Annotated in this window: 23 protein-coding genes; 12 read left to right on the top strand and 11 right to left on the bottom strand. The window is 49.2% G+C overall.

Going from position 1 to position 24,123, the window contains the following annotated elements:
* Window positions 1-36 precede the first annotated feature (36 nt).
* Complete coding sequence (locus QT397_03310; protein WNZ56406.1) at window positions 37-1,902, bottom strand: hypothetical protein; 1,866 nt, start codon at window positions 1,900-1,902, stop codon at window positions 37-39.
* 381 nt (window positions 1,903-2,283) lie between these two features.
* On the opposite strand from QT397_03310, the gene QT397_03305 reads away from it, so the two are divergent.
* Window positions 2,284-2,544, top strand: a complete 261-nt coding sequence (locus tag QT397_03305; protein ID WNZ56405.1) for a hypothetical protein — start codon at window positions 2,284-2,286, stop codon at window positions 2,542-2,544.
* 195 nt (window positions 2,545-2,739) lie between these two features.
* Here QT397_03305 and QT397_03300 read toward each other — a convergent pair whose 3' ends face one another.
* From QT397_03300 to QT397_03290, 3 genes are all read right to left on the bottom strand, one after another.
* A complete protein-coding gene (locus QT397_03300; GenBank protein ID WNZ56404.1) occupies window positions 2,740-3,153 on the bottom strand; it encodes a serine hydrolase domain-containing protein in 414 nt (137 codons plus the stop codon).
* Entirely contained in the window at window positions 3,084-4,013 is a 930-nt protein-coding gene (locus tag QT397_03295) for a serine hydrolase domain-containing protein (protein ID WNZ56403.1), read from the bottom strand. Before QT397_03295 ends, QT397_03300 begins: the two co-directional genes overlap by 70 nt.
* A 426-nt stretch (window positions 4,014-4,439) precedes the next feature.
* The gene (locus tag QT397_03290) at window positions 4,440-5,435 is read right to left on the bottom strand and encodes a GlxA family transcriptional regulator (GenBank protein WNZ56402.1); all 996 of its coding nucleotides are present in this window, start codon (window positions 5,433-5,435) and stop codon (window positions 4,440-4,442) included.
* 269 nt (window positions 5,436-5,704) lie between these two features.
* Here QT397_03290 and QT397_03285 point away from each other — a divergent pair, with 269 nt between their 5' ends.
* A complete protein-coding gene (locus tag QT397_03285; protein WNZ56401.1) occupies window positions 5,705-6,895 on the top strand; it encodes a class I SAM-dependent rRNA methyltransferase in 1,191 nt (396 codons plus the stop codon).
* A gap of 71 nt (window positions 6,896-6,966) precedes the next feature.
* Here QT397_03285 and QT397_03280 read toward each other — a convergent pair whose 3' ends face one another.
* Entirely contained in the window at window positions 6,967-9,147 is a 2,181-nt protein-coding gene (locus QT397_03280) for a TonB-dependent receptor (GenBank protein WNZ56400.1), read from the bottom strand.
* Window positions 9,148-9,378: 231 nt separating this feature from the next.
* On the opposite strand from QT397_03280, the gene QT397_03275 reads away from it, so the two are divergent.
* Window positions 9,379-9,825, top strand: coding sequence for a GNAT family N-acetyltransferase (locus QT397_03275; GenBank protein ID WNZ56399.1), 447 nt, complete (start codon window positions 9,379-9,381; stop codon window positions 9,823-9,825).
* A 139-nt stretch (window positions 9,826-9,964) separates the two neighbouring features.
* Window positions 9,965-10,645, top strand: coding sequence for a phosphoadenosine phosphosulfate reductase family protein (locus tag QT397_03270; protein WNZ56398.1), 681 nt, complete (start codon window positions 9,965-9,967; stop codon window positions 10,643-10,645).
* A 221-nt stretch (window positions 10,646-10,866) separates the two neighbouring features.
* Here QT397_03270 and QT397_03265 read toward each other — a convergent pair whose 3' ends face one another.
* Window positions 10,867-11,373, bottom strand: coding sequence for an SRPBCC family protein (locus QT397_03265; GenBank protein ID WNZ56397.1), 507 nt, complete (start codon window positions 11,371-11,373; stop codon window positions 10,867-10,869).
* Window positions 11,374-11,469: 96 nt separating this feature from the next.
* Between QT397_03265 and QT397_03260 the strand changes: the two genes are divergently transcribed.
* Window positions 11,470-11,742 carry a LysR family transcriptional regulator gene (locus tag QT397_03260; protein WNZ56396.1) on the top strand — a complete coding sequence of 91 codons (273 nt, stop codon included), beginning with the start codon at window positions 11,470-11,472 and terminating at the stop codon, window positions 11,740-11,742.
* Window positions 11,711-12,361, top strand: a complete 651-nt coding sequence (locus QT397_03255) for a LysR substrate-binding domain-containing protein (protein WNZ56395.1) — start codon at window positions 11,711-11,713, stop codon at window positions 12,359-12,361. Before QT397_03260 ends, QT397_03255 begins: the two co-directional genes overlap by 32 nt.
* A gap of 251 nt (window positions 12,362-12,612) precedes the next feature.
* On the opposite strand, the gene QT397_03250 is transcribed toward QT397_03255, so the two are convergent.
* From QT397_03250 to dnaA, 5 genes are all read right to left on the bottom strand, one after another.
* Window positions 12,613-14,394, bottom strand: coding sequence for a hypothetical protein (locus QT397_03250; protein ID WNZ56394.1), 1,782 nt, complete (start codon window positions 14,392-14,394; stop codon window positions 12,613-12,615).
* Window positions 14,395-14,705: 311 nt separating this feature from the next.
* Complete coding sequence (gyrB, locus tag QT397_03245; protein WNZ56393.1) at window positions 14,706-17,126, bottom strand: DNA topoisomerase (ATP-hydrolyzing) subunit B; 2,421 nt, start codon at window positions 17,124-17,126, stop codon at window positions 14,706-14,708.
* Window positions 17,127-17,144: 18 nt separating this feature from the next.
* Window positions 17,145-18,251 carry a DNA replication/repair protein RecF gene (recF, locus tag QT397_03240; protein WNZ56392.1) on the bottom strand — a complete coding sequence of 369 codons (1,107 nt, stop codon included), beginning with the start codon at window positions 18,249-18,251 and terminating at the stop codon, window positions 17,145-17,147.
* 117 nt (window positions 18,252-18,368) lie between these two features.
* Window positions 18,369-19,475 carry a DNA polymerase III subunit beta gene (gene dnaN, locus QT397_03235; GenBank protein ID WNZ56391.1) on the bottom strand — a complete coding sequence of 369 codons (1,107 nt, stop codon included), beginning with the start codon at window positions 19,473-19,475 and terminating at the stop codon, window positions 18,369-18,371.
* 33 nt (window positions 19,476-19,508) lie between these two features.
* Window positions 19,509-21,140, bottom strand: a complete 1,632-nt coding sequence (gene dnaA, locus QT397_03230) for a chromosomal replication initiator protein DnaA (protein WNZ56390.1) — start codon at window positions 21,138-21,140, stop codon at window positions 19,509-19,511.
* Window positions 21,141-21,651: 511 nt separating this feature from the next.
* On the opposite strand from dnaA, the gene rpmH reads away from it, so the two are divergent.
* The 6 genes from rpmH to yidC (QT397_03200) are packed head-to-tail and all read left to right on the top strand — an operon-like array spanning window position 21,652 to window position 24,109.
* The gene (gene rpmH, locus QT397_03225) at window positions 21,652-21,786 is read left to right on the top strand and encodes a 50S ribosomal protein L34 (GenBank protein ID WNZ56389.1); all 135 of its coding nucleotides are present in this window, start codon (window positions 21,652-21,654) and stop codon (window positions 21,784-21,786) included.
* 29 nt (window positions 21,787-21,815) lie between these two features.
* Window positions 21,816-22,202: a ribonuclease P protein component gene (rnpA, locus tag QT397_03220; GenBank protein ID WNZ56388.1), complete on the top strand. Its 387-nt coding sequence runs from the start codon at window positions 21,816-21,818 to the stop codon at window positions 22,200-22,202.
* Window positions 22,199-22,432: a membrane protein insertion efficiency factor YidD gene (gene yidD / locus QT397_03215; protein WNZ56387.1), complete on the top strand. Its 234-nt coding sequence runs from the start codon at window positions 22,199-22,201 to the stop codon at window positions 22,430-22,432. Before rnpA ends, yidD begins: the two co-directional genes overlap by 4 nt.
* Window positions 22,366-22,689: a hypothetical protein gene (locus QT397_03210; GenBank protein ID WNZ58617.1), complete on the top strand. Its 324-nt coding sequence runs from the start codon at window positions 22,366-22,368 to the stop codon at window positions 22,687-22,689. Before yidD ends, QT397_03210 begins: the two co-directional genes overlap by 67 nt.
* A complete protein-coding gene (yidC, locus tag QT397_03205) occupies window positions 22,647-23,315 on the top strand; it encodes a membrane protein insertase YidC (protein ID WNZ56386.1) in 669 nt (222 codons plus the stop codon). Before QT397_03210 ends, yidC (QT397_03205) begins: the two co-directional genes overlap by 43 nt.
* Complete coding sequence (gene yidC, locus QT397_03200; protein ID WNZ56385.1) at window positions 23,240-24,109, top strand: membrane protein insertase YidC; 870 nt, start codon at window positions 23,240-23,242, stop codon at window positions 24,107-24,109. The genes yidC (QT397_03205) and yidC (QT397_03200) overlap by 76 nt, the downstream gene beginning before the upstream one ends.
* The last annotated feature ends 14 nt before the right edge of the window (window positions 24,110-24,123 follow it).

Raw genomic sequence — 24,123 nt, 5'->3', positions numbered from 1 at the left:
TACTCAAAAAAACTAGTAGGGGCATACTTTTCAATTTTATAAGGCGGTTTCTTCTTTTTTTGTAAAGTTATAGGTATTAATGTTAAGGCGTGTAACCTCACCATTATTAGGACTATAAACTATCCTTTGTGCCCAAAATTTGCCTTGCTCTTGCATTTCCTTCAAATCCCATTCCTCCCAAAACCATGGCTGGCAAGAAGCATATTTGTCGTATGGGCCAATGTCCCATGAGTCAGGTATGCACTTATTGTAATCAGACATTTCATATGGAAGATAATAAAAACCTATAACAAGATCTCCGTTAGTAGTTATTTTCCATACTAAAGGACTGTTAAACCCATCTAAGTCCAATTCACCAGTTCCATCACTATTTAACGTGTAAATAGAATTATCACGCTGATATATGGCGGGAGTGGTCTCTTCCTCCCACATATAATCTCCACCTGAAATTAAAGGAGGGTAATAGGACGATATTTCATGCTGAAATTTACTTGTATAAAAGAAAGTATCTATCTGATTTTTACTGGGCTTTTCATAAAAAACATATGTTAGTTTTTCCGCACCCGGCATTTCAATTGTTAGTTCTCTATCGTTAACATACCAGTTGGCGGCTATGGATAAAGTAGAAGTTTCACCCGATAAATAAAGCAGAGGATAACCAACGTTCACTACTCCACCATTTTCAAAATCTCCACTAAAATTTATTTCTAGAGATTCAGTGTTAGTGGTATAAGGTGAATTAGTTGTATTTTCTATTGAAGGGGATGGGAAAATATAATTTTTACCTATTTCAAGCGCATTGCTTACAGATAAAAGGCCAAAATTACGTATTGCATTTAATGGTACACTACTTTCATCTTTCGTAATTGTATTATATTCGAAATTAGTTTTGTACTTAGTGTATTCGACAAGGATGGAATCGATAGATTTTCTGCTAGAAATCCACTTTAATTTATTAAGTACTAATTTAATTTCATATTCATCGTTCTTTGAGTCGATTAATTCTGCTCCCTCAAGCTCTATTCCATTTGAAGTCTCCCGCCAGGTAAAATTTTTAACTCCTGTAATATGGCTTAAACTACCCTCATTACTAGAACCTATGAGAAGTTTCACGCCGTGGAAATCAGAGGAAGATAAATAATAAATATCTTCAATTAACTCCCCCTTCCCTGGAGAAGAGAAAACAAGATCTTCGTTGTTTACTATGTCTTCTGTAGTACTTTCAATCAAATCGCTATTAATTAAACTATGATAATTAGATATAACCGATTCATTGCTTGCAAGTAAGTATGTATCTTCGATTTCAGAGGGAAATTTTATATTTTTTGATTCAAGCTCCCAAGGATTAGAAATCAGTAGGTTAATAATTGATGCCACTGTAATAGCATATGGAGTATCAATATTTTTAGAGTAGGTATATAAACTCTCTCTATTTTCAATTCCGTTGTTTGAGCCACCTGTAATTTGCGCTGAGATAGCTGTCGACAAACTCGAAAGATTTACTTCTGGGAGTTCGAAAGCTTCAAGCAACTCATCTTCACCAGCAGCGAGCTTTAACTCTTCTATAGAACCTAAAATACTTACAAACTTTATTTTTTCTTCACTTGAATGTTTCGCTATAATATAAGCTACATCATCTTCTACTACATTATCTAATTCAATTTTTAAAGTATATGTTCCATCGCTTTCTGATTCAGTAGAAAAACTTTCATCTCCCACCAACAACTCAATATCTGAAGCTCCATCAACTCCACTAATAACTTTTCCTGTGACAGTTAAAGTTGTTGGTGTGGGGGATACGCCACTACTATCACTACCACTACCGCTACCGCTACCGCTACCGCCACAAGCAACTAACGTTAGAAGCTGAATTAGCACTATTGTTTTAATAAAAACCTTCATAAAATCCCTATAAAATGAAAATTCATCCCTTATATACTAAATCATTCTGTATAAATTATCATTAGCGAATACTTATTCGCTCACCGTAGATAATCAATCTCATAAATTACATTTAGTGGTGGTTGGTACATAGGTATTGACTAGAGATTTTGTATACAAATTATCCCAAGGTTGTCCGAACAGTGTTTTTAAGAAAATCATTTTCTCCAAAAACCTAAATAAATAAATCTCTAACCTTCAACACTTGTAATAAATAGCGTCCTGTTCAGCTGACTGCTCCACTTCGACTAACTGCCAACGGCACCGATGGCAACCTCAATCTAAATATGGGCGTCGGCTACAACGGTAATTTCCAGGTAGACTTAACTGGCTTGGCAGAAAGTGAAATCAACACAGCCACTGGTGATGGTGATGGTGATTTTCTTTGATATCCATGCAGGAACGGAGCACGCATATATCGCCATGTTTGATGCGGATGTAGGTGACGGTAGCGGAAGTGATAACCTGAATCTGTCAGTTTACATTCCTGCCCCAGACTACCCTAAAGTCAGCACCAACGGTAACGCGGCTTCCGATGAGCCAGTTTTTCTGGTTAATCTCTACTGGATAGTGTGCCGCAGGGATGCACCGATTCAGGCATAATCGGTGCTGCTAGTATGGTTTCACTCGAGTGGATGATTTTTGCCCCAACACTCGTCATCTGGGACTTTGACTCACTAAGGCGGGTAAAAAGTACTTTCGCAGACCCAAACTATAGTAAATACTCTGTAGGACTCACCCGCTAGCCATTCGTGGTAAGAAGAGCGAATTAAAACCGATCAGAATCTGGCCGGTTTTTTAGTCACATTTAAGATCATCCTGCTGGTGAATAAAAGCGCTCGCTATGTCTAGGGATACTCGACCAAAGTCCCAAAAATCTTTTGTCTTTCGATTGATATTCACAGCAACAGAAAGCTGATATTCCGGTAATATCATTAACCAACTCTGACTGCCACGACTAACTCCGCCGTGATTGGCCACTTTTGTTAATCCTACCTCAGGGATTTCTACTTCAGTCACCCGCCAACCCAAGGCATAGTTTTGTTCATTCACTTCACCATTGGCCAATTTTTGTGGCGCCCAAAATATCTCCCGGACTCCTGGGGACAAGTAGTCTGCTTTCAGGAACTGAGCACCCAGTCTCACCAAGTCACTGGGTGTGGAAATAAAGCCTCCCCCGGCAGGCGATGACTTAAATCCACTGGACGCCATTCCCGCAGGCGAAGGGCACTGCCAGACAAGCCATTACTTTTGTAGAAACGAGCAATATTACGTTCTATATCACCATTCAGTGGCGATACCTCTGTGCTGTTCATTCCGCTAAGCGTAAATACCTCATCATGCATCACTTCCAGATAAGGTTTGTCCTCAGCACCAGCCAAAACGGCTCCCAGAAGAACTGTGCCCAAAGTACTGTAATAAAAATCGGTACCCGGTTCGAAAAGTAATTCACTAGCATCAAAAATTCCCAGAGCCCGATACATATCCTCGTAGTGAACATCCAGTGCCAGAGTTTGATACAACCCCAGCCAATCGGAGTTCTTTTTATAATGTGGCAAGCCAGACATATGGGAAGCCAATTGGCGCGGGGTCATTGACGCCCAATCGGGGTTTGGTAAGGGTTCCAGATAATTTGAGATAGGTTTATCCAGATCAATAGCCCCCCTCTGTACCAAACGCGCCAATGCAGTTCCTGTTAAAGCCTTAGAGGTGCTACCAATACGAAAGCGTGTCTCTGTAGAAACAGGTACTTGCTCCTCTAAATCAGCCCAGCCGGCAGCCCCAGCCCAAACTACTGCACCACAAGCAGATACTGCCGCAGAAATTGCCGGAGCACCGATTTTCTCACGATGATTTTCAATTGCTTTAAGCGATTGCCCTGCGGCAAGCTGCAATCCACTATCGGAGAGCTCTTGAGTGGACGGCGCCTTTGTAGGTAGAGCCTGCCACCCCAATGGACTTAACGGCACTGTATTTAGTGACCAGGCATAGAATTGATAAACTGGCCACAACATATAAGTAAAACCACACAGAAGTGTGGCCACGCTCATCAATATGAGCTTACGTCTCATACCCCCTCCGAATTAAGCTTTAGGTCTGTTGCCCGATTTAAAAGCAAGCTTGACACAATTAAAAGTGTCGCAGGAGACACATTTACGACCAATTCCGACACGATTTTAGATCGGCCCTAGGTCTCAAGTTTTATTCTATTCCCACGTTTCCTAAGCGGTGAACAATATCGAAATTTATTTTTAGATTTTTCCATAAAGAAGTATTTTATTCGCAAACTAATAAACTCTAGCGCCATTAGGGTATTCATAGGTTTACCTCCAACTCAGTAAATTTTCTCTAAAGTTGAAAACTAACCTTCAATAAACAATTATTAAAAATGCCGTTTGGGAGAGATTTAAAGAATCATTTACTTTTTAACTAGGCTAAATATAAATCTTCCAATTTAAATATTAACAATTGGCTGCAAGTAATTAATAATTATATTTTTAGTGAAAACGCTTTCGATATTCACTCGGCAAAATACCCTTGTGCTTTTTAAAGGCTCTTCTCAATTGCTCTTGGGATTGAAAGCCACAGAGTTTTGCCACTTTATCCTGTGACTGATTTTGTTCGGAAAATAATTGGCAAGCTCGTTCCACTCTTATCTGCTCTAGAAAACGAGCAGGTGTTACACCAAGTTCTCGCACAAAGCTCCGGGCAAAATTCCGTGGGCTCATAGCGGCTTCCTGAGCCAGCCTCTCCACCGTTAAAGGTTTCCTAATATTCTGGTACATCCATTCAATTAAAGTTGCAAAACGATCGCTGTTTATCTGATTTTCCAATCGCACACTAAATTGCTGCTGTCCTCCATCTCTCTTTAAGTAGAGAACAAGAATTCGAGCCAGGTTGAGTGCCAAGCCCCTCCCATGGTCCTCCTCAATCATCGATAGAGCCAAATCAATTCCAGCAGTAATTCCGGCCGACGTATAAACATTACCGTCGCGGACAAAGATGGCATCCGGATCCACTTCTACCTGGGAGAATCCCTGCAACTCAGGAACATCCGCCCAATGCGTCGTAGCACGCCGCCCATTGAGAATGCCTGCGTTGGCGAGCATCAAGGCCCCACTACAGATTGAACCAATACGAGCAACTTTTTTCTGCTGCTCAGCCAGCCACTCCAGAACAGAACTATTGGCACAAGCTCGCTGACAGGAGTCCGGTGGCATGCCGCTCACTAACAGGGTATGAATCCCCTCAGCTTCATGAAACGGGAGGTCTATAAAAACCTTAACCCCTGTCGAAGTCGTAACCGGACCAGACTCAAGTCCCACCAACTGAATATCATAGAAATCCTGGTTGGAACGCCCTTGTTTGCGCAACTGATCATTTGCCAAGGCAAAAACCTCTAGGGGACCTGTGATATCCAGGCTAGTTGCACCCGGGCAGACCACCATGGCGACTTTCCTAGCTCCATTTTGTGTTTGTTGGTGCTTATTCATCTCGGCAGTTTTCCACAACGGCTGGGGATAAGAATGATTTACAGGCGCCAGATTCTGCCAGTTATAACCATCTTAGACACCCTGTTACCCCAAATTGATAGTCATTTTCTCCGGTACTGACGTATAAACTTTGACGGATATGAGTAACCCTCGGGTGACTATTGGTTCTTAAAGCTCCGAACGAGCCATACATCAGCTTGAGGCTTGACCTTCACTTAGCTGTCCGCACAATTGGCCCCTAATTTGTACACATCAACGGAGATCCCCTTTTGGTGGAGTTAATACTGAATCGAGGCGCAGAGCGCCGACTCAAGCGTGGCCACCTATGGATTTACAGCAATGAGGTGGACACTAAGCGCTCTCCATTAAAGGGAATTGATGCGGGTAGTCAGTGCCAAGTTCACGATAGCCAGGGCAAGCTGCTCGGCACAGCCTTTGTAAATCCGAGCCAACTTATTTGTGGACGAATAGTCAGCCGTAATTCTGACTTTTCCACAGATACTGTTTGTGAGCGCATACAAACTGCATTTGAACAGCGCCAACGGTACTTTTCCCACCCCAGCTACCGGATGGTATACGGTGACTCTGACTGGCTTCCGGGCTTGGTAGTGGATAGGTTTGGGGATTATTTAGTAGTCCAGGTCAGCAATTGGGGAATGGAGCGCTACCAACAAACGGTTGTGGATAAGTTGGTGGAGATGGTTAACCCCAAAGGCATCCTGCTGCGCAATGATCATCAGGGGCGCGCAGTTGAAGATATGCCGCTGGTACACAACGTGGCCTTTGGAGATGTACCCGAGATGGTCCCGTTCGAGGAGAACGGCGTTCCACTTCTGGCCCCGGTACACCAGGGGCAGAAAACCGGTTGGTTTTACGATCACCGGGAAAACCGCAGGCTGTTGAATCGCTGGGTCAACGGCAAAAAAGTATTAGATCTGTTTTCCTACGCGGGCGGTTGGGGTATTCAGGCACTGGCCAATGGTGCGGCAGAGGTAGTGTGCGTAGACGCCTCTCAGCAGGCCTTGGACTGGTGTTTGCTCAATGCGGATCACAATGGATTCGCCGACAAGCTCAAAACCATCCAGGGTAAAGCACTGGATGTCCTCAAAGGGTTGGTCGCAGAGGGGGAGAGGTTTGATGCGATTGTGCTCGACCCACCCGCTTTTATTAAGCGGAGGAAAGATCATAAAGCCGGCTTGGCGGCCTATCGCCATATCAATGAACTCGCAATGCGTTTGTTGGCGAAGGATGGGCTGTTAGTAAGCGCTTCCTGCTCTATGCATCTGCAATCTGATGAGCTTCTCGACTGTATCCGTGGCGCCGCTCACCGCTTGGGGCGCCCAGCCTCAATTCTGGCCAGTGGTGGTCAAGGGGCTGATCACCCTATGCATCCAGCAATTCCGGAAACCAACTACCTAAAAGCTCATTTTGTACATCTCGGGGGAAACACCAATAAGTAGGTGCTCATGAACCCCACAAGGCCCCGGTAATGACCGGGGCCTTGTTCTCAGATCGATGAACCTACTTCAGGTCAAAAGACATACTTCATGCCTAAAGTGGCAGTGCGGGGTCTGTTTGCACGGGCGCCATCTGGACTGCGACTAATAATAACCTGCTCATCCAACAGATTATCCACTTTCAGGTAACCGGTCAGGTCAGCCATGAAATCATAATGCGCAGCAGCATCTACAACCCAAAGTGACTCGGTATAATCAAATTGGTCGGTATCTCCCCGGTTGCATTGGGTATTAACACACATCTCGTCCTGATAGGCTGCAGTCAGGTTCAAACGCCAAGCAGCGCCGCTATCCAGACCCGCAGATATCGCAAAGACATTTTCTGGGAGGTATTCGAGGTTGTCGCCGGCAAGCAGGTCATTACCATCACTATCTTCACTGATTTCTGCATCAGTAAAGGTATAGGTTGCCCGCACCGGTAGTATCCAACCGTTTGTGAGCACCCACTCACTTCCAAGCGTAGCTTCCAGCCCTTTGATTTCTGCTTCACCCAACTGGTAGGTACCACTCTCGGCACCATTGGGACATTTCACCGCCACCGAGCAGTTTTGCACAGCATTTTCATAGTCACTGTAGAAGGCGATCAATTCAGCATTCAGGCTTCCGTTATCGAAGCGAGCACCCCATTCATAGTTTGTGGATAACTCCGGCCCCTGGCCATCGGCTGCACCTGCGCCGGGAGGGGCGAAGCCACGGTGCACACCTGCCAGCAGGCTCCACTGTTCGCTTGCCTGGTAAACAAGTCCCAAGCCTGGCAGCCATTCATCCACCTGATTGGAGCGATAGCTGCCCTTCTCTGTACGCTCAGCGTCGTTATAACGCTGCTGCTCGGTCTCTATATCCTCGTAGCGAAGAACAGCGGTGAGAGTCAGCTTATCGTTCAGCTGGATATCGTCGTAGATAAAGAACGAAGTTGCATCCGCTTCTTCAACACGGTTATTGCTGCTTTCTTCAGCGGTATCGGGAATATCTGTGCTCAGATACACCAATTTGCCATCAACCTGCTCATAGTTTTCCACAGGCTGGAATCTATCCACCTCATCTCGATGCTGGCGCACTCCAAAGGACAGCTCATGACTAACGGAAGCAGTATTAAAGCGCCAATCGGCACTGATCTGCAGGCCCTTGGCCTCGTACTCACGATTGTTGTGCTTAACACCGAAGGTGTAATCTTCAGTGCCATCCAAAACCGCTTGAGGGTCTAAAACTCCATCAACACTGCCGCCGGTATTAACAGCATCTATCAAGTCACCCTCGCTGACCTTAAACCAGTCGCGTTTAAACTTGTTGTAGTAAGCCTGGGTATGCAGGGCAAAACTGTCACTCAGTTCGATACTGTGGTTCAGCTGGATAGTGCTGTGGCGATTCTGCATTTCATCCAGGGCGCTGATACCGTATCGACGGTTCGGATCTTTCTTAAAGTCGGCATCCGTTAGGCCCAGATAACTCATGCCAGACTCCTCTTCGGAGTACTGAAGCTTGATATCCAACTGCTGGCGATAAGTTGCGTCTCTATCGGAACTGATACGGCCCTTTAATAGATAGTCTTCTTTAGCAATATCTGCGCTGCCGGCACTATCGATTTCTCTGAATCCATCTGCATACTGCTGCTGTGTTTCCAACAACCAGCCAGTATTTTCTGTACTGGCACCATAATGAGCATGCAAACGGGTCTCACCGAATTCTCCGGCCTCTAGTTGCACCATACCTTCACTGGCAGTGGGAATAGGTGTGCTCAACATATTGACTGCACCACCCACGGTGAATGGGCCATATTGCAGAGATCCGGGGCCTTTTAACACCTCAATTGCATTCATGCGGCCCGCACTGGGGAAATAATAAGCTTCTGGTGCAGAGTAAGGAGCCGGAGCCACTAACACTCCATCTTCCATCAAGGAAATTTTGGCGGAGCGTCCCCCTTGGGCACCGCGAATCCCGATATTCGGACGCAATCCGTAGCCATCTTCTTCAAGAATGTAGACCCCAGGAACTGAGCGCATCATGCGATTGATATCAACAAACTCGAACTCGGCTAACTCATCAGCATCAACCAAGTGTGCAGAGCCAGGCAACTTGGAAATAGATGAGGAGTCGCCGATTGCTGTTACGCTCTCCAGCTGTTGCTCGGCTAAAGTCGGCGCAGCACTAAGAGTGGCTATCGTAAAGGCCAGGGGTGTAAATGGAATGTGCTTCATGAACCCTCCAAGGATTATTAGTAACCTTGAGTCATTGTTTTTATAAATACGAATGATTGTATTTTAACATTCCCATTACACTTTATTTACACTCTTATTTTTGTTGTTTAGCGTCACGAACTTCGCTGGGGTGCCTGCAACTTTAAGGTTTTGCTTATAAGCAGATGTTTTCTAGGATCTACTCTTCGATCTGACTAGCATTGGGCTCACGTATCCGCTTCGGGTGTGCCCATGATTAGAAAGGCAAAACTCAAAGAGCTGGACAGGTTGGAGCAACTTTGGCTACATGCATCAGCGAACTCCCACCCCTCCATACCCCGCCAGTTTTGGGTGGACCGTATAGCTCAATTTCGTAAAGACTGCCGTAACGCCACTCAATGCCTGGTTTATACCGATCGCAACAACGCTGTCGCGGAAGCCTTTATCACGCTTCTTAGTGACGGTACCGTCACCCACCTCTGTGTCAGTCCTTTATTTACCGGTTGTGGAATCGGCACTAACCTCATTTCTGCAATTCGTGACCGACGCTATCCACTAAAGGCTGAAGTACTTCGTGAAAATCTTCGCACTCGATACTTTCTACAAAAGCATGGTTTTGTGGAGGTGGAGCGCAGCTATCACGTGGAGTATGGCCAGCATTCAATCTCCATGCAGTGCCCCAAGGCATCTGCAAGATAAAATTTGCCGCACTATGCCCATTGAATAGACTTTCCCTTATAACTGAAGCTTATTGAATCACTTCTTTTTATTGTTTCTACGCGACTCTTGAACCGGGTAGCATGCCTCCCATCATAATTTTCCTGAGCGCTGAATTTTTATGGGACGCAACGCTTCCAGCCAAACTTTACAGCCTATTCCAGAACGCACCTTTCATCACGATGCGGATCTGGGGTCCATGAACCTTCGTTTCGCTGGCGCCAAGCCAAGCGAAATTATGCAGTTCACCATGGAACACGCTCAGAACCCGGTGGTTTTTACTAATTTCCGCCCATTGGCGATAGCTTTTCTTCACTTGGTTACGCGCGCCAAACCGGATATCCCGGTAATTTGGGTGGATCACGGCTATAACACCCCGGAAACCTATCGCCATATTGAAAACGTGGTCAAATCTCTCGATTTGAACCTGCGCACCTACTCACCGAAGATGTCCGCGGCCCACTACAACGCTGTATACGGGGGAATCCCACAGCTGGATACCCCTGAACATGACTTCTTCTCCAGGACCGTTAAATTGGAGCCGTTTAACCGCGCTATGCAGGAATTGCAACCGGATGTATGGCTAAACGGTATCCGCCACGATCAGAATTCGCATCGCAAAAACCTGGATATTTTCACCCAGGGCAACCACGGTACTATTCGAGTGGCACCGATGTTCCACCTCAAGGAAATCGATGTGGAAGAGTATGTTTATGAGAATAACCTCCCCGATAACGATATTTACTTTGATCCAACTAAAGGTGAGGAGCACCGGGAGTGCGGATTGCTGTTGGAAAAATAGAGTGGAATACTCGGCGAGGACTAGCGTACTTCGCCTATTTCTTTAACAAGGCCTTCTATCCCAGCCGTTTATAAAGTGAATACTTTTTGCGTATTTACCGAATAATAAAATCTATTACAAAAGGCGAGCCTCGACTCGCTGTATTTTTTCAAAAAGGAGACTCTTCTATTTACTTCCGCGTAAATCCAGAAGAGTCTTTAAATTACTTATCATGCGATAGGCTAGGCAACTGCCCCTTTTGCAAGATGACCTCCTTTTTCCATGTAAATTTTCAGGTCCTTCAGCATTTGCTCAAATTGAGAGCCAGTCATCTTCTTCACCACAGGACTCAACACGCCTCCTAAAGCATTTAACTCCATATTTGCAGTGAAATTCACTGTTGTGCCTCCACCAACAGAGGGGCTTAATTTAAATTGAGATAAACTCTTTTTAACGGGGAATCCCGGTGGCGAATTTTTTGTTTCAACCGAGACATCCAGTTCATAGTTTTTCTCATCAAACCTTGTAATAGTTTCATCTGCGACAAGACCCGACGGTCCCTTATTTGTCAGCACACAAACCCGGCCTTCTACACTCGCATTTTCAACAGGTTTTCCCTCCTTAGCGAAGGAGTGAGGGATTAACGTCATCCACTCGTAAGCTGTATCAAAATCAACGGCGAGGACTTTCCAGACCTCATCAATTGGGCGGTTAATTGCGATTTCTCGGTTTACTTGGGCTTCTTTCATCTCTGATCTCCTGGGTTTCTCTACGGAGTGCTATTGACGGGAGACAGATTAACTGGACACTATATGCAACGGAATACAGCAAAATAGGACAATGTGTTGCATAAAGAGTCCATCGATTGGGGAGATATCCAGTTCTTTATCGCGGTAGCCAGGAGTAAGAGCGCTCGCAGCGTTGCTGACGACTTTAAAGTCAGCCATTCCACAGTTTCTCGCCGTATTGATGCCCTGGAGGAAAAACTCCAGGCCAAGCTGTTTTATCGCAGCTCCAAAGGCTATCAGCTGACGGAGGATGGCAAGGCGATGCTCGACTACGCCCAATCGGCAGAGCAGTATCTAAATGCCGCGCAGAAGCATTTACAGGGGGAGTAACCAGCTGTCCGGGGAAGTTCGCATCACTATGCCGGATGTAGTCGCATCGCACTTAATTATCCCCTACCTAAATGACTTCTCACGTACGTATCCAGAGATCAACATACAGCTACTGGTTACTAGCCACGTTCTCGATTTGGAAAGTCACCAAGCCGACATAGCACTTCGTATTCTCCCCAAAGGCGACGTCGATATTTCGGATCGACTTGTTGCTCGCAAGCTCGCCGACCTACCCAGTTGCTGTTACGGTTCTCCGAGGTATATCGAGAAATCTGTACCTGACGATGGCCACTGGCTCGGCTGGAGTGGCGATGACGCCACATTGAATTGGGCCAAAGACACGCCCTATCCGCAGATGCCTTATCAGCACCAGATTAATCATGGCTTGATACAGCTAGAGGCAGTTAAGAGTGGACTGGGGCTGGCCAGGCTGCCCTGCTTTCTTGCAGATGGTGCTGAAGGAGTCATCCGGGTCCCTGGGGCAGCTCCATCCAGCCTGCATGAACTGTGGCTAGTCTCCAACCCAGAGCACCGCAATGTTATGCGTTTTAAGGTTTTTAGGGAATTTATCGTGAAGTTGTTTAGCCGCCTGAATGATAAGTTAATAGGCAAGGCTTAACTGCATCGACTGATATTATTCTAAAAGTGATGGGATGTATTGTGACTTTAGTGATAACTCAATACTGATTTACACGCTTTTTGGCCATAATTTTTGCCGACCAATACCCAATTTTCTGGGAGCTGATTGTCAGAGTGGATACTTGGTAATGGGGTAATCGGCTCATCCACTCTCATCACCAAGCTTAATATTGTCGCAAAGCAAGCTCTATTACAGCCTACTTTGCGCCTTACCTAACGCCCACTGGATAATTACATCCTCGTAGTTGAATTCACCAATACTTCACCTTCCGCGTAGAGTTCACAGCGATCCCTTATCTGGTACTGCTTTCGCTGTTCCTCACAGGCCTGAAGAGCACTTTGACTCGCCTCAGCTTGGGTGCTTCCACCATCTTCGTTAAAACCGGCCACAAATGCGCCACGATAGTCCACAGCCATTGCCAGGGCCTTGTTTCCTGAGTACTTCCTGTAAGTTGACATTAGTTGGCCCAAACCACTGATCTCAGGCTCGAACTCCAATCCCTCTTCCTCCTCCAACTCATCCAGCATCGACTGCAACTGTGCCCGCGAGCCCTCTTCTGCAATTTGCATGAATAGCGGTTGGGAGACTTTTGCGAAAAGATCTTTATCTCGGTCCAGGTAAAGCTCCAGCACATACCACCAAGCAATTCCTGTTTCTCTCGGTGCGCGTAGATACGCCTGCTCCAACATTTCCGTATACTTCTGGCGGGGATACCCCAAAACTTGCATTGTGATCGCCAGTTCATGCCAGTACGCCGGTACTTCCCCATTGGCATTTACCAATTGAACATATTTATCCCGGATACGTTTCATGTTTCTGGGACTGGGGTGTCCCTCCTCCGCCAAGGCTGCCGATAAATCATTTTTTGCCTGGGCTTCAAGATACCAGGTTTCTCCCTGGTACTGCGCCGGAATAGAGTTCAAGACTTCCTCAGCGCGGGAATAGTTTTCTTCACCTGTCAAGGCAATGGCCAGTGCGGACTTTAACGATGGGCTAGAAGCCTGCTTTTTATCTGCATAGGCAATATATCTCTCTAGTGCTTCGGATCCCTGCTCTGAAATTGCCATAAAGTAGGCCAGTTCTGCGACTGCGGTACTACTTTCCATCAGGTTAACGGTGGGGGACTTAACGATACCATTATCGGAAAATTCTCCCTCATAATAATTGAAATGACTTTTCGGCAATTTCTTATACTGCTCATTGAGCTCGTCAAAAGTCATTCCCAGAGCTTCAGGTAGGCCCGCAATTGGATCATCGCCGGCGTTGAAAGCCTCCAAATAGTTATTTAAGGCTTTATTTCTACCTTTATCGAAAATCATCCAGTGAGCTAACATCCATCCACTGGCATAAAGTGCCTCGGTATCCCTTGAATTCAGCGAACCAGGAGTGGCTGAAAGCAGCTTATCCAGTGGTAACTCTCTCGCTCGAGTAAGACTAATCGCTCGATCAACAGGTATTTTTCCGAAGCTGTACTTTTTATTTTCCTCAAAATCTACCGTGGAAAACACTTCAGCAATACCTTCACTAAACCAGTAGGGGTAGAGGTGCTGGCTTCCGCTGTAGGTCAAAAAATGCGTATATTCATGAAACAACGTCTGGCGAGCCGGGTTGTCAGGAAGGACGCGATTTCCGTTTAGGTTTAATAATGCAAAACTCCCATACGCAGTATTATGGAATTGTCCAATGACAGTTCTAGACGACTCACTACCGCTGACTCCTTTAAAGCTGAGCCGATCATCCAGGGCGTATATCGTCAACTTTTGTTGATCTGCTGAATACCTGATGTATCGTTTTGCGAAAATTCGAAATCGTTCCAAGTCTATTGCCAGCTTTTCAACTTGCTTGGGGTTGTCATTGGTAACGATCCGAAAATGCTCGGTTTCGATCTCATACCATTCGGAATTCACTAATTTCTGCGTGCTTGTGCAACCGTATAAAGCCAGTGCAATCACACCACTAGTAACTATCAAACGACGAGCATCGCCGAGAATAGAAGAGATTAGGTTCCCCATAAGCCTTATGGTCCGTTTAGTTTTATTTTTTCGTAGAAATAGATAAGTAGAAAGGTTACCTAAAATTTTTTTCTTTTTAAAAATACAACAAAATTATTGCTTGGCCAGAATTTACTAAAAATTTTACTGTTTACTTTAATGGTTTGTCAGTAATTTTAAGCTTTAAAGGAAGGGTAGGTGCCCAATCGGCGTGACGCTTTTGATAGGGGGAAAAAAGACCGAATTTGTCGCAAGTTATTTTTAAGCGGAAAAAATATCCACAGTAATTCCCCTTTTGGGGAATTACTGTGGGATTTTCAGAAAAATGGCAATTAGACGTCGAGGTTTTCTACTGCCAAGGCGTTGGTCTCGATAAAGTCACGGCGTGGCTCTACCTGATCACCCATCAGAGTTGTAAAGATCTGGTCCGCGGCAATGGCATCTTCAACGGTTACCTGCAGCATACGGCGACTCTCCGGGTCCATGGTGGTTTCCCAAAGCTGCTCCGGGTTCATTTCTCCCAGACCTTTATAGCGCTGGATACCGTAGCCTCTGCGGCTCTCGCCCATCAGCCAGTCCATCACTTCAGGGAAGCTGCCAACAGGGTGCTGCTTCTCGCCGCGCTGGATAAAGGCACCCTCTTCCAACAGACCCACCATCTTCTCACCCAGAGCGCAGATAGACGCGTACTCAGCGGAATCGAAAAACTCGTGGTTAATCAGGTAGTCACTGCCAACACCGTGAGCCACGATATGGATATGGGGCAGGAATAGGCCGCGCTCGGTGTTCTCCTGAACCGTCACTTCGTGACGACGGGTTCCACCACTTTCTTCGTCACCGAGTTTCTCCTGGAGCTTCTCACTCCAAGCTGCAACTTTCTCCTGGGACTGCAGGTCTTCCTGAGACAAGCTGGGCAGGTAGATCATGCTGCGCAGCACTTCCTCGGGGTACAGACGCGACAGGCGGTCGATTGTCGCCAGTACGCTGCGGTATTCGCCTACCAGGCTCTCCAGGGAGGCACCAGAAAGCCCTGGGGCGTCCGGGTTCACAAACAGCGTGGCGCCTTCCAGGGCGGCGTTGGTGAGGAACTGGGTTAGAGCGCCCTCATCCTTCAGGTACTGTTCCTGTTTGCCCTTGGAGATCTTGTACAGCGGCGGCTGGGCGATGTAGATGTGACCCCGCTCGATCAGCTCAGGCATCTGACGGAAGAAGAAGGTGAGCAACAGGGTGCGAATATGGGCTCCATCTACGTCAGCATCGGTCATGATGATGATACTGTGGTAACGCAGCTTGTCCGGGTTAAACTCGCTCTTGCCGATGCCACAGCCCAGTGCGGTAATCAGGGTACCCACTTCGGCACTTGAGAGCATCTTGTCGAAGCGCGCTTTTTCCACATTGAGGATCTTACCCTTCAGCGGCAGGATCGCCTGGGTGCGGCGATCGCGGCCCTGCTTGGCAGAACCACCGGCGGAGTCACCCTCCACCAGGTAAATTTCAGATAGTGCCGGGTCTTTTTGCTGGCAATCTGCCAGTTTTCCGGGCAGGCCGGCAATATCCAGCGCTCCCTTGCGGCGAGTCATTTCGCGGGCCTTGCGGGCCGCCTCACGGGCTTTGGCCGCATCGATCATCTTGGTGACGACAGATTTGGCTTCCTGTGGGTTCTCCATCAGGTAGTCTGTGAAGTGGTGGCCCATCTCCTGCTCTACTGCGGGTTTCACTTCGGATGAAACCAGCTTGTCCTTGGTCTGGGAGGAGAATTTCGGGTCCGGGACCTTCACAGAGATAATCGCGGTGAGACCTTCCCTGGCGTCATCGCCAGTGGTGTTCACCTTGTCTTTCTTGCCCAGGCCTTCCCGCTCGATATAGCTGTTCAGGCCACGGGTCAGGGCTGCACGAAAGCCCGCCAGGTGGGTACCGCCGTCGCGTTGGGGAATATTGTTGGTGTAGCAGAAGATGCTTTCCTGGAAGCTATCGTTCCACTGTAATGCCACCTCTACTGCAATGCCGTCTTCACGCTGGCTCTGGAAGTGCAGAACCTTGTTAATCGGGGTTTTGTTCTGGTTGAGGAACTCCACAAAGGCACTCAAACCACCTTCGTATTCATAGACCTCTTCTTTACCACTGCGCTCGTCCTTCAAGACAATACGCACACCGGAGTTCAAGAAGGACAGCTCGCGCAGGCGCTTGGCCAGCACGTCGAAATGGAATTCGATATTGCTGAAGGTGTCCTCTGAGGGTTTGAAGTGCACCGTGGTGCCGGTGGTATCGCTGTCACCCACGACTTCCAGGGGTGCCTGGGGCACACCGTGGTGGTAGATCTGCTCGTGGATCTTGTCACCGCGACGGATAATCAGCTTCAGCTCCTTGGACAGAGCATTTACCACCGATACCCCTACCCCGTGCAGACCGCCGGAGACCTTGTAGGTGTTGTCATCAAATTTACCACCCGCGTGAAGGACGGTCATAATCACTTCTGCTGCAGAGACCCCCTCTTCCGGGTGAATCTCTGTTGGGATACCACGGCCATTGTCCGAGACGGAAATGGACTCATCCGGGTGGATGGTTACACGGATCTCATCACAGTGGCCGGCCAGCGCTTCATCGATGGAGTTGTCGACCACCTCGAATACCATGTGGTGCAGACCGGTGCCATCGTCGGTATCACCAATATACATTCCGGGGCGCTTGCGCACCGCATCCAGGCCTTTTAATACCTTGATACTGCTTGAGTCATAGCTTTGCTGCTCTGACATTTATTCGCTCCATTAAACTTATTGTGCGGCCGAAGCTTCGGCACTGATCTTCCCATGTTCCACGTGGAACACTTTCGGGCAATTCCAAGGGGCATCTAGTTGCCGCCAGGGGCGACTTGTAGTGCCCTCCTCAATTCCGGTTACAAGCACCTGGCTGGCACAACGCCCAACCCAATGCGCAAAAATCTGTTGGTTACTGTCATCCAGCTCTGCCGGCAAGTCATCTACCAGGAATACTGGCATATCCCCCAGCCTACAGACTACCTCCGCCATGGCAGTGCGCATTGCACACACCAACATCTTCTGTTGGCCGCGAGATAGGATATTGTGAGCCGACTCACCGGCTACGCTAAAACGAATATCCGCCCTATGGGGACCAATACGCGTATGCCCCTGTGAAACATCTGATTCCCGTGATTCAGATAGAGCGCCACGCAGGTCAACTTCTTTACGCCAACCGCGACGGTAACTCATATCGACACGGCTCAATAGGCTCTGTGGTAACTCACCAAGCAGTTGTGAAACGGCAGACTGCAATTGAGAAAACTGAGCTAATCGCAGATCGTTTACACGCTCGCCACTAAGGGCCAACTGCTCTTCCCATACGCCGATGCTGGCCTCATCGATTTTACCACGACGCAGGAGAGCATTTCGCTGCCGCAATGCGATTTGATAATTTTTCCACTCCTGGGCAAATAAATGTTCCACGTGGAACACTGTCCAATCCAGCAACCGGCGTCGAACGCCGGGGCCACCATCAAGTGCGGAAAAACTTTCACTGTTTATCAATTGAAGTGGCAGGCAACTAGCAAGCTGTGAGCTGGATTCAGCAGGAGCCTGGTTAACCTTGATTCTGCCCGAGCCATCGGCGAGGCGCTCTACCCCCAAGTTAAAACCTGTATCGAGCTGGGCAAAAACTGTAAGCCCACCAGTATCATGCTGAATAACTGACTTATGCTGACGAGAGCGAAAGGAACGACCGGTTGCCAGCATATGTACCGCCTCTAGCAGTGAAGTCTTACCACTGCCATTCGCACCACAAAACACATTAACGCCAGGACCCAGTTTGAGATCGGCAGAGCAGATATTTCGAAAATTAGACAAGAGAAGACGGGTCAGCGCCACAGACACCTCCCCCAGAGTGAAGAGCGCGATGCACAGGCATCGGTTTGTTTATCGGCTACCCCACCGAGCGGGGAGGTAGCCTCAATCCATTCAAAAAAGAGCAATGGGTGGGCTGCCTTACAGGCGCATAGGCATAATCACGTACAGAGCATCACCTTCTTCAGGTTGCTGCAGCAGAGCACTGCTGTTGGCATCCGCCAGACTGATACGGATCTGGTCACTGTGAATAGCACCAGTGACGTCCAGCAGATAGGAAACGTTAAAACCAATCTCCATTGGCTCACCTACGTAATCCACCATCATCTGCTCTTCCGCCTCTTCTTGCTCCGGGTTGTTGGCAACAATCTGCAGCAGCCCCTCAGAAACCTGAAGGCGCACCCCGCGGTATTTCTCGTTGGAGAGAATCGCCGCTCGGGAGAAGGCCTGGCGCAATCCCTGGCGATCCGCATAAACCACATTGCCCGCGCCTCGCGGCAACACGCGCTCATAGTCAGGGAATTTTCCGTCTACCAATTTAGAGGTGAAAGTAAACTGACCACTAACCACACGAATATGGTTGTTACCCAGCACCACCTGTGCCTGTGCATCGCTGTCCTCAAGCAAACGACCCAGCTCGAGTACGCCTTTGCGCGGCACAATAGCCTGGATAGGCGTGGAGACATCCAGGCCGGGGGCATCGCGATCGCAGAGTGCCAAGCGGTGGCCATCAGTAGCAACCGCACGCAGCTGCTGCGGGCGGCATTCAAGCAGCAAACCATTCAGGTAATAGCGCACATCCTGCTGAGCCATAGCAAAACTAGTGGCTTCTATCAGGCGGCGGATCTCGCGCTGGGAGATATCGAAACGGGTCTGTGCACTGGCCTCTTCCTGGTTCGGGAAGTCCGCTGCGGGCAGAGTCGACAGCTGAAAACGGCTGCGGCCACTGCGCAGTATCAGGCGCTCACCATCGCGCTCAAACTTTAGTTCAGCACCATCGGGCAGAGAGCGACAGATATCCAGCAGCTTGCGTGCGGGAACGGTCACCTCACCTTCCATTTCTACACCGTCTACACCGAGACGGCCGACAATTTCCACTTCCAGGTCAGTACCGGTCAGGGAGAGTTCCTGGCCCTGTAACTGCATCAACACATTGGCCAGGACTGGCAGTGTTTGGCGTTTCTCAACAACACCGGCCACCAGTTGTAACGGCTTCAGAAGGGCGTCCCGGCTCACATTGAATTTCATCGGTAGTTTCGCCTTGTTTTGTCAGTTATTCGATTAAGTGGTCAGCGACCGTGTCAGCAATTTAACGTCCTCGCGAATATCCGCGTCGGACTCCTGCAACTCACGTATTTTGCGGCAGGCATGCAGTACTGTTGTGTGGTCGCGACCACCGAAGGCATCGCCGATCTCCGGCAAGCTGTGATTGGTCAGCTCCTTGGCCAGGGACATAGCGACTTGGCGGGGACGGGCCACCGAGCGACTGCGCCGCTTGGAGAGCAAATCCGCCACCTTAATTTTGTAGTATTCAGCGACAACCCGCTGGATATTATCCACACTGACCAGTCGATCCTGTAGGGCCAACAGGTCTTTTAGTGCTTCGCGCACAAGGACATCGTCAATAGCGCGGCCGGTAAATTGCGAATTGGCAATTACGCGGCGCAGTGCACCCTCGAGCTCCCGCACATTGGAGCGAATACGCTGCGCAATAAAGAAAGCGGAGTCGTGAGGTAAATCCACACCCACCTGCTCAGCCTTCTTCATCAAAATAGCTACCCGGGTCTCGAGCTCCGGAGGCTCTACAGCCACCGTTAATCCCCAGCCAAAGCGGGATTTCAAGCGCTCTTCCAAGCCGTCGATCTCTTTCGGATAGCGATCACAGGTTAGGATAATCTGTTGACCACCCTCCAGCAGGGCATTGAAGGTATGGAAAAACTCCTCCTGAGAGCGCTCCTTACCGGCAAAAAACTGGATATCATCAATCAAAAGGGCGTCAACAGACCGGTAATAGCGCTTAAAGTCGCTGATGGCATTCAGCTGTAGCGCTTTCACCATATCTGCAACAAAGCGCTCGGAGTGCAAATACACCACCTTAGCATTGGGGTTGCGCTCCAGCAGTGCGTTGCCAACCGCGTGCATCAAGTGAGTTTTCCCCAGACCCACGCCCCCATATATAAAGAGGGGATTGTAGGCGCCGCCCGGATTGTCAGAAATCTGTTGTGCCGCAGCGAGGCCCAGCTGGTTGGACTTACCTTCAACAAAGGATTTGAAAGTAAAGTTGCGATTGAGTGAGCTACCGTGCTTGATGGCCCCCTCCACCTCAACCTGCCTGGCCGGCTGCTCCGGTACGGGGCGAGCCATCCCATTCATAGCCGTTGGTCGCAGATCTGTCAGGGCCAGTTCGCCTGTCGTCATTTGCTCGGCAGTAACCTCCTCAGCCATCGCGGGGTGAGGCACCGGCCTGCTGGCACCAAACCCAGACCCCAGCGGTGAAGTCACCGGAGGTGGCGCAGTGGCAACAGGTGGTACAGATACCTGTGGCGGTACTACTGCCGGCTGGACTGGAGGTGGTGGCGGAATTGGCGCCGATGGCGCGGGTGTCGGTACCGGTGTCGGAGGGGCATTATTTGTTACATGGCCGCGCTGGAAGCGAGCCGGCCGGCGAGCGGTAATCTCGAGCGCCACTTGCAGAGGGCGTCCCGGTGCAAACTGTTGCACCAACTCGCGAATGCGGTTCAGGAATTTATTGCCAACCCAGTCCAGCACAAAGCGGTTCGGTGCGATCAGGCGCAACTCGCCCTCCGCACTGACGGGATTGACGCGCAACGGTCTGATCCAGGTATTGAACTGCTGAGACGGCAGCTCGTCCTGTAAACAGCTCGCGCACTGCTTCCATACGGATTCAGTCAAGAAACCCCCCAAAAAACCCCAAAATGGTAAGACCAAGGAGAGACGGCAAGGCCGGATTAGGAATCACCCGGGGCCATCAAATAAGATCGGCGCAGTATACCTTTCCACCTTTAGGTTATCCACAAGAAAGACTGCATCTGTTGAAAAAACTGCGCAAAAAGATCCACACAATCAAGGATTTGCACAACAATTAGACAATTGAGGTGGAAACCCTTCGAAAGTTATCCACAGGAGGCTGTGGGTATCTTGGGGTCAATCAGTGGGCATTCAGAGATACCCCTGATGACTCAACGACTTGTCTAGTTGGCGTAAAAAATTACAGTAAACTCGCGCACCAATAAAAAGAATTTCCCTGATTAGCGCGTTGCTTTCGCTGCTGGCTTTCTATACAATCCGCGGCCTTCGCAGCGCGTAGCTCCGTCTGCACCGGCTTTGTGCCGGACCGGAGTCCAGGCCGCAGCCGGGAAAGGTCCCGAGAAATTTTGAACACAAAGTCTCAGGTAGCAAGACTATGAAACGCACATTTCAACCAAGCAACTTGAAGCGCAAGCGCACTCACGGTTTCCGCGCTCGCATGGCAACCAAAAACGGCCGTAAGATTCTGGCCCGCCGTCGCGCTAAAGGCCGCAAAGTACTGTCTGCATAAGATCTCTTCCCTTTTAGAGATATCTCTTTATGCAGCAGGTGCGCAGCAGCTTCGGATTTGCCAAGACGCTGCGCCTGCTCAATGCGGCGCAGTATCGCTTGGTATTCAATGAAAACCAGGTGCGCGCCGCACACCCTCATCTGTTGATCCTCGCCCGTCCAAACTCCTTGGAACACCCGCGTCTCGGTCTCGTTATTGCTAAAAAGCATGTACGCAACGCCTCCGACCGCAACCAAATCAAGCGTATAACCCGGGAAACCTTCCGTCTGCAGCAATACGATTTGCCGCCGCTGGATGCCGTGGTGCTCGCGCGCCCTGGGGTCGCAGATCTGGATAAGGCCGAGTTGGCGAAACTACTGAATAAACTCTGGCGTAAACTGGCCAAGCGGGCTCGACAGCCGCAACCCCGACCATGAAGTGGATACTGATCAAGCTGATCCATGTATACCGCTACCTGGCCAGCCCCTGGGTAGGCAACCAATGTCGCTTCTACCCCACCTGCTCCCGGTACTCTGAAGAGGCCATTGAAACTCATGGAGCGATAAAAGGGGGTTATTTAACTCTGCGCCGCCTTATAAAATGCCACCCCTGGCACCCTGGTGGATTGGACCCGGTTCCCCCCACCAGACACAAGAACACGCTCTAGGTAATAAGATGGATTGGCAACGCTATACGCTGCTCGGCGGAATTCTCGCGGTTCTCCTGGCACTTATCTTCCAGTGGAACGCATTTCAAGAGCAACACACTCCTGAACTCGACCGCGAAACCGTCGTGCAGACTGGCGGCGAGACTGTCAGCCAAATACCCCCGAAACACCCGCAAGCACCGGCGACAGTGATGTTCCCCAACTTCGCTCCCAGGTGCCCGCATCCAATGAAGGCAGCAGTACTGAGAGCAAGCTGATCAGTGTCACCACCGACGTTTTTGATCTGCTCATCAATCCTCGTGGCGGCGATATCGTCAAAGTGGCGCTGCGCAAACAGCAAGAGAAGTTGGATACCCCGGACCAACCCCTGATCCTGTTGAACCAGACCCGCAACCATACTTATATTGCCCAGAGTGGTCTTATCGGTAAAAACGGGACCGACAGCGCCGCTGGCCGCCCGGTTTTCAAGGTGGCAAAAACCGAATATGCGATGGTTGAGGGCGACGATACCCTGATAGTAGACCTGACTCTGCAACAGGAAGGCGCCAATATCACCAAGCGCTTCACCTTCAAGCGTGGAGACTACCTGATCCAAGTGGCCTACCTGGTGGATAACACCAGTGACAAACCCTGGTCCGCGGCCATGTTTGGTCAGATTAAGCGCGATGCCAGTGAACCCGCAACCGACACCGGTTTCGGTATGTCGCCTTTCCTCGGCGCTGCCATCCGCACCAACGAAAAGAACTACTTCAAGCAGGACTTCGAGGAGATTGCTGAAAGCCCCACCCGCGAAACCATCGAAGGTGGTTGGGTAGCTATGGTTCAGCACTACTTTATCAGTGCCTGGATCCCCCCCAGGACGAGCGCAATACTTTTGAATTGAAGGAGCTATCCAACGGCCTCTTCCGCATGGGTTTTACCGCACCTCAAGTGCAAATCCCCGCTGCCACCCAAGGCGAGCTGAGCGCTTCTTTCTACGCTGGCCCCAAAGATGTCTACCGTCTGGAAGAAATCTCTCCCGGCCTCGACCTGACCGTCGATTACGGCTGGCTCTGGTGGATCGCCAAACCGCTGTTCGGTGTTCTGCACTTTATCCAGGAACATATTGTCAGCAACTGGGGCTGGGCGATTATCCTGCTCACCGTATTTATCAAGACGCTGCTTTTGCCTCTGTCCGCCGCTGGCACCAAATCCATGGCGCGTATGCGCAAGTTTGCGCCGCAGATGAAAAAGCTGCAGGAACAGTACAAGGATAACCGGCAAAAGCTGGCGGAAGAGACCATGAAGCTCTACCGCCGCGAGAAGATCAATCCGATGGGTGGCTGCCTGCCGATCCTGTTGCAGATGCCGGTATTTATCGCGCTCTACTGGATGCTCACCGAAACCGTTGAGCTGCGCCACGCGCCCTGGATCTTCTGGATTCACGATCTGTCAGCGAAGGACCCCTACTTTATCCTGCCGGTACTGATGGGCCTGTCTATGTGGTTTATGCAAAAGCTTAACCCGGCTCCCACCGATCCAACCCAAGCCCGCATCATGCAGCTGATGCCGGTAATGATGACAGTGTTCTTCCTGTGGTTCCCAGCGGGTCTGGTTCTGTACTGGATCGCCAACAACCTGATTACCATTGCGCAAACCTGGTATATCAATAAACAGGTGGATGCCGGTAAGTACTAACCAGTACCGATCTG

The organism is Microbulbifer sp. MKSA007 (assembly GCA_032615215.1).
Classification (GTDB): Bacteria; Pseudomonadota; Gammaproteobacteria; order Pseudomonadales; family Cellvibrionaceae; genus Microbulbifer.
Note: the sequence above shows the minus strand (reverse complement) of the source record. Positions and strands in the feature narration are given on the sequence as shown.

Excerpts from the sequence above, each read along its gene's own strand:
- QT397_03310 (WNZ56406.1), bottom strand. The coding sequence starts at position 1,902 with ATGAAGGTTTTTATTAAAACAATAGTGCTAATTCAGCTTCTAACGTTA.
- QT397_03300 (WNZ56404.1), bottom strand. The coding sequence starts at position 3,153 with ATGGCGTCCAGTGGATTTAAGTCATCGCCTGCCGGGGGAGGCTTTATT.
- QT397_03295 (WNZ56403.1), bottom strand. The coding sequence starts at position 4,013 with ATGAGACGTAAGCTCATATTGATGAGCGTGGCCACACTTCTGTGTGGT.
- QT397_03290 (WNZ56402.1), bottom strand. The coding sequence starts at position 5,435 with ATGAATAAGCACCAACAAACACAAAATGGAGCTAGGAAAGTCGCCATG.
- QT397_03280 (WNZ56400.1), bottom strand. The coding sequence starts at position 9,147 with ATGAAGCACATTCCATTTACACCCCTGGCCTTTACGATAGCCACTCTT.
- QT397_03275 (WNZ56399.1), top strand. The coding sequence starts at position 9,379 with ATGATTAGAAAGGCAAAACTCAAAGAGCTGGACAGGTTGGAGCAACTT.
- QT397_03270 (WNZ56398.1), top strand. The coding sequence starts at position 9,965 with ATGGGACGCAACGCTTCCAGCCAAACTTTACAGCCTATTCCAGAACGC.
- QT397_03265 (WNZ56397.1), bottom strand. The coding sequence starts at position 11,373 with ATGAAAGAAGCCCAAGTAAACCGAGAAATCGCAATTAACCGCCCAATT.
- QT397_03255 (WNZ56395.1), top strand. The coding sequence starts at position 11,711 with ATGCCGCGCAGAAGCATTTACAGGGGGAGTAACCAGCTGTCCGGGGAA.
- QT397_03250 (WNZ56394.1), bottom strand. The coding sequence starts at position 14,394 with ATGGGGAACCTAATCTCTTCTATTCTCGGCGATGCTCGTCGTTTGATA.
- gyrB (WNZ56393.1), bottom strand. The coding sequence starts at position 17,126 with ATGTCAGAGCAGCAAAGCTATGACTCAAGCAGTATCAAGGTATTAAAA.
- dnaN (WNZ56391.1), bottom strand. The coding sequence starts at position 19,475 with ATGAAATTCAATGTGAGCCGGGACGCCCTTCTGAAGCCGTTACAACTG.
- rpmH (WNZ56389.1), top strand. The coding sequence starts at position 21,652 with ATGAAACGCACATTTCAACCAAGCAACTTGAAGCGCAAGCGCACTCAC.
- rnpA (WNZ56388.1), top strand. The coding sequence starts at position 21,816 with ATGCAGCAGGTGCGCAGCAGCTTCGGATTTGCCAAGACGCTGCGCCTG.
- yidD (WNZ56387.1), top strand. The coding sequence starts at position 22,199 with ATGAAGTGGATACTGATCAAGCTGATCCATGTATACCGCTACCTGGCC.
- QT397_03210 (WNZ58617.1), top strand. The coding sequence starts at position 22,366 with ATGCCACCCCTGGCACCCTGGTGGATTGGACCCGGTTCCCCCCACCAG.